The sequence below is a fragment of the Pelatocladus sp. BLCC-F211 genome, from assembly GCF_041928655.1.
GTDB lineage: Bacteria > Cyanobacteriota > Cyanobacteriia > Cyanobacteriales > Nostocaceae > Pelatocladus.
In genome coordinates this window covers 1-10,039 of sequence record NZ_JBHFLM010000109.1, presented here as the reverse complement: position 1 = coordinate 10,039, position 10,039 = coordinate 1, and the positions used below count along the sequence as shown (strand labels likewise).

Below are 10,039 nucleotides of genomic sequence, written 5' to 3'. Positions count from 1 at the left end.
CGTGGTGATAACACTCCACCTTCTTTGCTTCCACAAGTTACTCCTTGTTCTGATGATTCTGAGTTATTGAAAGCGGCTTAATTTCATTCCTTGATTTTGGGAAATGTTTTTTGTTTTCTTTACACCCCCTGAACGCTTACTTTTACTCTATCATTTTTTACAGACCATTTAGAATTTCTATACCAATTCAAAATTCAAAATTAATAAATCCAGATTCTACAAAGCTTCCCAGGTTTGGATGTGTTGCTGGATTTTGGAAAATTGGCATTATAAATATAAATAAAATCTAAAATCTAAGTATTTTCAGTACTTGCTACAAAATAATATGCCATTTTGGCAGAGCAAATATGATTTATTTTTATACATTATAAATAAGAACTTAGACATTTAATTTACCTACTAAGTGAATATTCAGGAGAAAATAAATGAAGAATTATTTATGATTGTAAAATCAAGACATTATTTTTGAATAGGCGAAATGATCAAAATAGTAAAGTTCAGTTACTAACGTTAGATAATTAGATATTCCACCCAATCTTGCTAAACAAGGCTTGGGTTAATCAAAAACTTAACTGAACTTGTGGAATTACCAAGAATGATTCTTACCTAAAGCTGTTACTACTGGTGGTTATTTTTCTGTTCAAGTCTAAATATTACTTACAAGAGTGACAACATTGTGGTGGATGTTGATTCCTCGAAAATAAGTTAATACTTAATACAACTAAGTAACAGAAAAATAAAAAGTAATAGTTAGATCATTTTTGTGGCTGGTAGAATTTATGGCTATATTTCGCTTCTCTTTCAATCAATAATCCTAATCCTCCCTGTTAGGGTTATACCTAGTTTTAAACTTGCTCTTTAAACAACAAACAATTACTGGAAGCTATACAAATCTTGTAGGCTTCCATTTTTTTATCAGTAATAAATAAGTTATCCTCTAACAGGATTTTGGATTCCCTTAACAATCACTAATTACCAATGACCAATGACAAGTTAAAAGCGCCAGGAGTATAAAGCTACTACCCGGCGCTTAGAACATTGTGAGTTTTAGTTTACTAGGAGTCTTGAAATAATTTTGACTCCTTTTAAATATGATGGTTTATATTCAGGGTCTTTATATTAGCTGACCCCGTTTGAACAATTCTTAGTTTTGCAGAAAATTTTGATTTTTTTGATTTCCTCATATTTTTTTTATTTTTTATCTATTTGTGTTTCTGTTTATGTACTAATGTTAAGTTTTGAAATCAAAGTACTGATACTTTCATATACATAATTTTTGCCAAGGATACACGGTACTAAGCGTGTTTACGGGAAGTTGATATAGTACAAGAGTATAGATATTCTCTACAAGAAAGGCGATCGCTTGCCAGATTCGTAGGCGATCGCTTAATCTAAGTGTAACTAAAATTCTGCTAGCAAAAAACGCTCAAATGCTTGCTAGTTCTAAGTTTTCGTGTTTTCCCTTCTTGTGCATCTTAGCTGAGTTTGCAAAACAGAATTTAAATTTTGCATGGGAACTCAGCTGCAAATGTGCATGTCATCGGCTATAGTTTTGCATGTGTTTAGTAAATGATATGGCTGCAATTGACACATTTCTAAACATGCGGTAAATCAGCACATCACAAACGTAATAAATAAATTATGAAACATCAGGGTTTTCCTATTCAACAAAAAAATATTCGCTCTGTTGTTGGTAAAAACCTTTGCACTACTATGCGAGTGCCTGTAGCACTCACCACTTTGTTTTTACTATCTAGCAGTTCTCTGCTTTTGCCTGTTGTGGTAAATGCTGATACTACTCAAATAAACAATCAGAACACAACTCAAACAGGAAATCAGAATACAACTCAGATCAAAATTCAGAACACAACTCAAACGGGAAATCAGAACACAACTCAAACAGAAATTCAAAACACAACTCAAGGAACACCAGTTCCTGTAACAGGAAACATTGTTTACGTTAATCCTACTAGTGGTTCAGATAGCGCTGGTGCTGGTACATCACAAGCGCAGCCCTATAAAACTATTACCTATGCTCTCAGTCAAGCCCAACCAGGTACAACTATTCAATTAGCACCTGGTACTTATAACAAAGAAAGTGGAGAAGTCTTCCCACTTACAATTAAGCAAGGTGTTACCTTACGAGGCGACCAAACTACCAGAGGTCAAGGGGTATTGATTGTTGGTAGTGGAAAGTATGTCAGTCCGACATTTGCTAGTCAAAATGTGACGATCAAGGCTGAAAACAATAGCACAATTTCGGGAGTCACAGTTACCAACCCAGATAGTCGTGGCACTGCTATATGGGTAGAATCAACTAATCCCACAATTACCAGCAGCGTATTTACTAATAGCGTCAGAGATGGCATTTTTGTCACTGGTAAAGGCACTCCCACAATCGAAAACAACATCTTTGTCAAAAACACAGGTAACGGAATTTCTGTAGCTAAATCTGCTGCGGGAGTCATTCGGAATAATGTCTTTGAAGACACTGGTTTTGGCTTGGCGATTGGTGGCACTTCTACACCTTTAGTAGAAGGAAACCAGATAATCGGCAATCAAGACGGTATTTACATCAACGACACAGCCAAACCAATCCTGCGTAAGAATATCATTCAGGGTAATAAAAGGGATGGTGTGGTAGTAGCCATCAAGGCTGAACCCGACCTGGGTACAAGCAACAACCCTGGTGGTAATTTGATTCGTAGTAACACTCGCTATGATCTGCACAACGCCACCAAAACAATTAAGATTTTGGCTGTTGGTAACGATATCGATCCCAAGAAGATCGCTGGTTCAGTTGAATTTGTTGCTTCTAGTGTTAACGTCGCAACTGGCAATTTTAAAGATGTCACAGCTAGTTATTGGGCTAAAACCTACATCGAAGCTTTAGCGGCTAAGAATATTATTGCTGGTTTCCCTGATGGAACTTTTAAACCCAATGATCCTGTAACACGCGCTCAATTTGCGGCGATCGTTACTAAAGCCTTTGCTCAAACTCAACCGAAACGCGAAGCTACTAACTTTAACGATGTAAATAGCAAATTCTGGGCTTATGATGCCATTAGAAATGCGTATAGATTGGGTTTTGTCTCTGGTTATCCCGATCGCACCTTTAAACCACAACAACAAATTCCGCGAGTACAGGCCCTTGTCTCCTTATCCAGTGGTTTGAATTTAACTGCGAATAACCAAAATGTGCTTTCCTTCTACTCAGACGCTGCCCAAATTCCTAATTATGCCACTAATCAAGTAGCAGCAGCAACTGTCAAAGGGTTGGTAGTAAATTATCCAAACGCTAAACAACTAAATCCCAATCGTGAAGCAACTAGGGCAGAAGTAGCAGCTTTTGTTTACCAAGCATTGGTAAACGCCGGACAAGTTCAAGCTGTTTCCTCACCTTATTTGGTGACGGTGCAGTAGAGAGATCGGGGATTGGGGATTGGGGATTGGGGATTGGGAATTAAGGATTAGTAATTTAGAAAACTATAACAATATCCTAAATTTACTTTCCCCTTTCCCCTTTCCCCTTTCCCCGATCCCAGCGCCACAGAAAGACGGCTATACCAATGACTCCGAGTTGTAGTGCAAAATTCGGTAAAGCTGTATCAAGATTGCGTCCAGCTAATACTTGAAAAAAGAAGATAAATGCACCAATAAAACCCGAAGCACCACCAGCGATGTAGATAAATTTACGTATGTTGCGATAAGGGGCTGCGATTTCTGCTTTCAGACGAGCGTATTGTTCTGGGTTAATTGAACTTTGAGATGGTCGGTTTTCCGGGTTTGGTTGTACCATGAGATTAAATACGCTATAATTACAGACTGTTTGTGCCGATGTGGCTCAGTGGTAGAGCACTCGATTCGTAATCGAGCGGTCGCGGGTTCAAATCCCGCCATCGGCTTTGTCAAAACAATAAGGTACGCAGGCTACAAACTAACTTTTGTTCTGCATACCTTAATTATTTAAATACACTCAAATATGCTTGAATATACTTCTATGTGTATTTAATTTAGGACAAATTTAGGACATCTTATTTGACCCCTAAAAATTGGGCAGGCTTTAATAGCCACTTCGATAAGCCCAATATGCAACTCGACAATACACGGAAGCCTGCCCAATTTTTCACGTGTTGGTCTGATTATGAAGTGGACGCTAGAGGCAGTTAATACTCGCCTAAAAGCAGGCAAAATCGGAGTAGCCGTAAGGCAAAGGGGCGATCGCTTGTCTCTGCGTGCTACACTGCCACCGAAACCAGGAAGCAACAAAGAACATTGGCATCAGCAGGATATTTCTTTGGGTATCTATGCCAATGTGGCCGGACTTCAAGCAGCTGAAGCAGAAGCAAAGTTACTAGGTGGCAGAATTGCTAGTGGGGAATTCAACTGGAGTCAGTATCTAGAAGGCGCTACACAAAAGAGTTTCAGCTGTGGATATTGGATCGATAAATTCAGAGAAGATTATTTTGCTCAAAAAGGGGACGATACTACCAAGCGGCAAACCTGGAAGGAACACTACGAGAGGTATTTTAATAAGCTGCCGACGAATGAAAATTTGACTCCCGAAATTTTAATCGCGATCGCCACAACCACCGAGGCAAACACCTGGACACGAAGGACGATGTGTCAAAAACTCGCACAACTGGCGCGATTTTCCGGAGTAAGTGTAGATTTGAAACGATATCAGGGTAATTATTCCAGCGCTAAACAGATGGTGAGAAAGTTACCTTCAGACGAAACAATTTTTACAACCAGAGATACTATTCCCCACCCTGAATGGCAATGGGCTTATGGGATGATGGCGGTTTATGGTTTGCGTCCTCATGAAATATTTTTTGCCTCAGTTGACCCAAGTCCACCCTACATTTGCACGGTTTATGAAAGCAAGACAGATTTTCACATCAGTTTTCCCTTACCTTTGGAGTGGGTAGAAAGATGGCAGTTGTGGGAAAATAAAATACCTTCCCAGGTGTCTGTGGAAGGAAGAACAAAGAGGGATTTAGGTAGTAGAGTGCAAAAGGCTTTAAAAAGATATAACGCGCCTTTTCGTAATTATGATTTACGTCATGCTTATGCTATTCGAGCGGCAAAAGGCTTTGACATGAGCCAACAAACTTTTTGCAACCTCTGAAGCATCGTTAGATGTAGAAGAAAATGGATTATTCATGACTTTATCCTTGTGATTTGAAATTTTGCGGAAGACTGCAATGTATTTGTAATTAGACATTAAGAAGCCTTTGCTTGGTGGCGCTCCAGCCAATCAATCACAACTGGTAAAATATCACCACCAGAAGCTTTTGCAAAAGATATCGCACCCTGAATTGAAGTGTGTGCCAAGAAGCGAGATTCCCTCCGGGAGGCTTCGCCAACGCCTATCACCTTATTCACAACAGCAAAATCAGCACACATATCACTGATGAGCTTAGGTAATTCATCCGGCGGCATCATACCAGGTCGGTCAAATCCATAGTGACGGCACTGAGCATAAATCCAATCAGGTTGATGCTTGGTTACGTTTCTGATGGACTTAATTATGTTGTTATTTGCTGGATATAAGTCTTGCGATTGCCTCGTTACTGGGACTTGCCTCAACTGTTCGATAATCGCTTCATACTTATCAGTCGTAATTTGTTCGGTCTTTTCAAAACCAAATTTTTTGTAGATTGACTTTACCACCTCATCATCTAATTTCAATTCAGATTTAGCTATAGCCCACAGTCTTTTTACCTGTCCTTCACTGATAGTTTTAGCTACAGGAACACCAGACATCGCCTGTAGCATTCCACCTTCATCCTTAGACTTAGGACGTGGTTGGCGAATACCTTTATCGATTTTGTACTGTTCAGCTAACCGCCTCACCTCCCCCTGCATTTCTTGGTCGAGTTCACCTATTCGTTCCCAAAGGTAGCGAATAGTGAACTCCTGATCATCCAAATACCGACCAACGCCCCATTGTTCAGCAGCATTCCGAATACCTTCAGCCGCAAGTCTATCGGGAGCAGAACCTCTGGTCATTTCCTTGCCGCTTCCAGAAGTAAGAGAAATGGGGACACACGCGATCGCTTCTTTGCGAATCCCCATGATGGTAATCGCACATCGGCAGGTGGCATCGTTACCTATGTACTGAATGTCACTAAAATCAATTACCCATTCAGGCACTATTGTGTCGAGATGCTCTCGAATTACCTGGTGAGGTAAATAAACCCATTTTTTGTTAGAACCGGGAATATCGCGAACTTTATGTTTAATAGCACCAAGGGGTTTTCTAAGTTCTGCTTGAATTTTTTTAAGTTCGTCTCGAATGTTGCTCATAAAGATAGAAAAAAGAACGGTAAAATTCCCTTCCTCAACGAAGTAGGAAGGGGATGAATTTTTTAGGGGTCAAGTGAGATGAAATTTAGTAAATGATGCGAATAACGCACCAATAGCGTCCGCCTTCTTTCTTAGCGTAGGCACTCACAATTTTCTTATTACCTTTTGCGATCGCATCACATTCTTTTTTGGCTCCTTCCTCATCTGAAGCCGACAAAGGAATTCCTTCAACTGTAGGAGGGTTCTGATTTTGAGCCTGGGGAGGAGTGCCAGCACCACAGCCGCCCAGACTTTGACAAATCACTCCAGTCGCTCCAACCCCAATTGCTGCACAAGCAGCTGGATTTGTTACACATGCGGCTATTGGAATTGCGACAGGGTTTGCAGTAGCCTTCGAGACTGAAAAAGACAGCAAAGAGGTAGCTGTAAACAGAACAGATGCGGCGTATTTGGTGTTCATATTTTTGTAGCGTTAAAAAGGTTAAGCCGTAAACTGCGGTGCTGTATTGCTGGGAGGCAAGATTGTTGTTTAGCTAAGTTCTTGAGAGGAGGCGATGGAAGAGATCTGGATTTTCTTGCATTCATCCCCACGGCGACTACCGCCTTTGGGAATTTCGCATTTAGTTTCGCTAACCTTTATGGGCTTGAATGTGACGGGAGCAGAGAACAAGCCAGCAATGATTAAAACGATAGAAGTGTTGACAAAGAATTTAGACGACGACATGATTGATTTACCTCTTTTTGAATTAGGGGCGAAGCGATGTTCCCTCCGGGAGGCTGCGCCAACGCTTAGTCGAGTTGGGCGATCGCTTCTTAGATGAAATTTTTTACAGAGCGGCTAAGATGTCTTCTCTACGGTCAACACCCTGTTCTTTGAGATAGTCGTGCAGGTTATGGGCTACACGACGGGTAGCCACCCGTTTAAATTCGGAAATACTAGGACAGGAAAATTCGTGAGGGTCTAAAGTACAAGCCTCAAGAACACCTTCCTCGCCCAGAAAATCTATTCCAAGTTCATCCAGAATGTGAAAATCTTTGCCACACAGCGCTACCCAATCGAGTATGGGCTTGCGTTCTTCGTCTGAGAGGTTGTCCAGCAGATCGGCAATGAATTCATCGCCAGATGCAGAAATTGGAGATTGGTGTAGTACTGCACAAAAATCATCGTCGCAGTGAATCGGGCCACATCCGTTACATATTCCGCCGCACATATTACACCCCTCTTATCAAGCTAGTCGCTGCATCTGTAACAAGCAGATTCCACTCTGAAGCAGTCAATTCATCAAAAGGCTTGTCTAGTAATCGCTGAAACAAAAAGTTCTCTACTGCAACCTGGTGCTTGCACTTTGCATCCCGGTAATAGCAATCAGCGCATTCACAACGTTGATTAACTTCTACATGTCCAGGACGGACAACATAATGATTGTCGTTTTCAATGTTCCTCACTATGTACTCGTTTCCGTGAGCCTCTAAAACTTCAATCCCGTTCGCCTTGAACTCTCTGAGTAACTGCGACTGAATAACCTTGATACTTCCAGTCTCTAGAAGTTTTGCAGCTGCTTGATAAGGAGTTCCAAAAGTTTCATCACCACCACCAATCAGAAGCCAATTGCCGTCCTGGTTGATGCCGATTTCTCCAATCTCAGTTTCGCCGTCAAAAACCTTATATGTGTCTACAAAACCCTGGGGCGAAGGAATTTGCTTGAAAAACAAGCCGCTTGAAGGTAAAAGATACTTGGTATATATTGCGTGCATGGTAGTAATTCTCAAATTCTGGGAATAGCAACGGTCACGGGGGTCTTCCACGTACCAGAATCAGGCAGGCAAAACAAGTCAAAAGTCAAAATCAATACTTTTGAATTTTGACTTTTGACTTGATACTTTTGACTTCCCCGAAGGGGTTGCCTGCCTGATTCTGGAGGGGACAATGCGTCAAAGTCACTCCTGACCGTTGCTTTTGTCTAAGCAGCGTCAGCAACTAACAATCCAGCAGCTGCGATCAGATATAACTGCGCTTGAAATGCTGTGCCGTAGCGGGGTCTATCTTTCCTACTAAACGGCTGTGCTACCCATTGACCATCTAGTGCTTGATAAAAAGTGCCGATTAATTCCGACCCGTTCCATGCGATGTTCCCTCCGGGAGGCTGCGCCAACGCACGGACTGCTAAACCCTTGCGCGATCGCATGAAAAAAGCACTGTGCTAGTAACACAGTGCTTTTGGGTGTATACGTGAATTTGGCTTGGTTTTAACTTGCTTGCTGTCCAAACCGTCTTTGCAAATCCGCTTCTGCTTCCTCAATTGTCATTGGAATCGCATTTGGGTTAGCAGCGCGTTTTCTGCTGACATATACACTAAACGCCTCATCGTCATCCCGATGAGCCAAAACATAAGCCTTTAACTCATCTAAAGACATTTGCTCAAAATTTGGCTTAATCGTCATAACCAAATCACCTCCCCAGACGGTGTAATTTCAGCTTCCAATGAATTGTCGGCCAAAATGTATACATTTTTAGTTCGCTCATCCAGTCTCACCAAGTCTATCTGTTTATAGACCCTAGTCAATTGAGCGCAAACTCGAATTGCAGAAATAGCTTGCTTCGGCGTTGGCTCCAACGGTTGTCTCATTTCACCTCCTTCTTTATTCTCGCCTCTTCGCTGTGCATCAATTCCAAGGCTCCCTCTAGGGTTTTACGATTCCGGCTCCTTGTCCCGGCGGCGTCTGGTTTTTGGTTGATGAATCTAATGTAATTCAGTGTCTAGCCACTGTCAAGACACAATTAGAAAAAAACTAGCCAATAAGCTTATGTGTCTAGCCTTTGATAGAATTAGATTATTTATAGCCACTGGCTAGACCATGATTTATATTGTTATTAGTTATCAAGAGTTCAAAAAATGTCTTCGCAAAAAAGGTCTGTAACAAGGGCGCGAGACTCTCAAATGAGCATAAGACTGGATAGTCAGCTCTACGAAGAGTACAAAGAGTTCTTAAAAAGAGAGAACGTCACGATGACTGACGATATAGAGAGCTATATCAAAAGCCGACTCGGCAAAAAATCTCCAAGCAATGTGATTGACATTTCTCGTCTAGCCCAAGATGTGGAGGAACTAAAAATACAAATGGGAAAATTGAAAGCGAGCTAGCCACCGAAAACAAGCAGTTAAAGGAACAGCTAGAAATTATGCTAGCTAAAGCCAAAAGTCTTGTAGACATAGGAAATGCCTCACCCCCTGCAAACCAGTAGGGGGTGAAGCTTTTAAAGTGTAAGTATATGTCTAGACATTATATTGCTTTATGGCTAGCTTGCTGCTAGACTTTAGGTAGCCACTGGATAGATGGCTACCTAATTGTTTTTAAGAGCAATTTATAACCTGATGGCTTTTTAAATCAGAGCGATCGCATTAACACTATCTTTATGGAAAAACTAAACACACAGATATTATTTGATTGTCATTATCTTCATAGATTTGTTAGTGGAGATACGGGCGGTCATGTGATTATTCATCAAAAACGCTGCATGAAATGCATCGAATGGATACACGAGAACGTTCAAGACAGATTTAAAGAATTACTGGAGCGAGCATTGCAACTGGAGTTTAGACTAAAAGCGATATGAGAGAACGCAAACCAAATGGAATTAGAGGTTAAAAATATTCTCAAGTCAGCCTCAAAGCATCCGCGGCCTTGAACAATTATTGTGTAGTATGCTTGTTGAGAAAAAATACAA

12 protein-coding genes and 1 tRNA gene are annotated in these 10,039 nt (G+C 41.0%); 5 read left to right on the top strand and 8 right to left on the bottom strand.

The genetic code is table 11. The features are described 5' to 3' along the window. Positions 1–1,641: 1,641 nt before the first annotated feature. Positions 1,642–3,423 carry a DUF1565 domain-containing protein gene (locus ACE1AT_RS13255; RefSeq protein ID WP_374868989.1) on the top strand — a complete coding sequence of 594 codons (1,782 nt, stop codon included), beginning with the start codon at positions 1,642–1,644 and terminating at the stop codon, positions 3,421–3,423. An 82-nt stretch (positions 3,424–3,505) separates the two neighbouring features. On the opposite strand, the gene ACE1AT_RS13250 is transcribed toward ACE1AT_RS13255, so the two are convergent. Further along, entirely contained in the window at positions 3,506–3,799 is a 294-nt protein-coding gene (locus tag ACE1AT_RS13250) for a DUF3493 domain-containing protein (RefSeq protein WP_374868987.1), read from the bottom strand. Positions 3,800–3,833: 34 nt separating this feature from the next. On the opposite strand from ACE1AT_RS13250, the gene ACE1AT_RS13245 reads away from it, so the two are divergent. Continuing rightward, a tRNA-Thr gene (locus tag ACE1AT_RS13245) sits at positions 3,834–3,905 on the top strand. Positions 3,906–4,144: 239 nt separating this feature from the next. Continuing rightward, positions 4,145–5,131 (top strand): integrase, encoded by a 987-nt coding sequence (locus tag ACE1AT_RS13240; protein WP_374868985.1) that lies wholly within the window; start codon positions 4,145–4,147, stop codon positions 5,129–5,131. 95 nt (positions 5,132–5,226) lie between these two features. Here ACE1AT_RS13240 and ACE1AT_RS13235 read toward each other — a convergent pair whose 3' ends face one another. Together ACE1AT_RS13235 and ACE1AT_RS13230 are read right to left on the bottom strand one after the other, a co-directional pair. Continuing rightward, the gene (locus ACE1AT_RS13235; protein WP_374868983.1) at positions 5,227–6,312 is read right to left on the bottom strand and encodes a Rad52/Rad22 family DNA repair protein; all 1,086 of its coding nucleotides are present in this window, start codon (positions 6,310–6,312) and stop codon (positions 5,227–5,229) included. An 85-nt stretch (positions 6,313–6,397) separates the two neighbouring features. Further along, the gene (locus tag ACE1AT_RS13230; RefSeq protein WP_374868981.1) at positions 6,398–6,772 is read right to left on the bottom strand and encodes a hypothetical protein; all 375 of its coding nucleotides are present in this window, start codon (positions 6,770–6,772) and stop codon (positions 6,398–6,400) included. 94 nt (positions 6,773–6,866) lie between these two features. On the opposite strand from ACE1AT_RS13230, the gene ACE1AT_RS13225 reads away from it, so the two are divergent. Further along, complete coding sequence (locus ACE1AT_RS13225; RefSeq protein WP_374868979.1) at positions 6,867–7,133, top strand: hypothetical protein; 267 nt, start codon at positions 6,867–6,869, stop codon at positions 7,131–7,133. A 6-nt stretch (positions 7,134–7,139) separates the two neighbouring features. Here the strand turns inward: ACE1AT_RS13225 and ACE1AT_RS13220 are convergent, their stop codons facing one another. From ACE1AT_RS13220 to ACE1AT_RS13200, 5 genes are all read right to left on the bottom strand, one after another. After that, complete coding sequence (locus tag ACE1AT_RS13220) at positions 7,140–7,523, bottom strand: hypothetical protein (protein ID WP_374868977.1); 384 nt, start codon at positions 7,521–7,523, stop codon at positions 7,140–7,142. Position 7,524: 1 nt separating this feature from the next. Then, complete coding sequence (locus tag ACE1AT_RS13215; RefSeq protein WP_374868975.1) at positions 7,525–8,067, bottom strand: hypothetical protein; 543 nt, start codon at positions 8,065–8,067, stop codon at positions 7,525–7,527. A gap of 206 nt (positions 8,068–8,273) precedes the next feature. Further along, complete coding sequence (locus ACE1AT_RS13210; protein ID WP_374868974.1) at positions 8,274–8,498, bottom strand: hypothetical protein; 225 nt, start codon at positions 8,496–8,498, stop codon at positions 8,274–8,276. Positions 8,499–8,559: 61 nt separating this feature from the next. Continuing rightward, positions 8,560–8,754 (bottom strand): hypothetical protein, encoded by a 195-nt coding sequence (locus tag ACE1AT_RS13205; protein WP_374868972.1) that lies wholly within the window; start codon positions 8,752–8,754, stop codon positions 8,560–8,562. Continuing rightward, entirely contained in the window at positions 8,751–8,939 is a 189-nt protein-coding gene (locus tag ACE1AT_RS13200; RefSeq protein ID WP_374868970.1) for a hypothetical protein, read from the bottom strand. Before ACE1AT_RS13200 ends, ACE1AT_RS13205 begins: the two co-directional genes overlap by 4 nt. A 267-nt stretch (positions 8,940–9,206) precedes the next feature. Between ACE1AT_RS13200 and ACE1AT_RS13195 the strand changes: the two genes are divergently transcribed. Next, positions 9,207–9,455 carry a hypothetical protein gene (locus ACE1AT_RS13195; protein ID WP_374868968.1) on the top strand — a complete coding sequence of 83 codons (249 nt, stop codon included), beginning with the start codon at positions 9,207–9,209 and terminating at the stop codon, positions 9,453–9,455. Positions 9,456–10,039 lie beyond the last annotated feature (584 nt).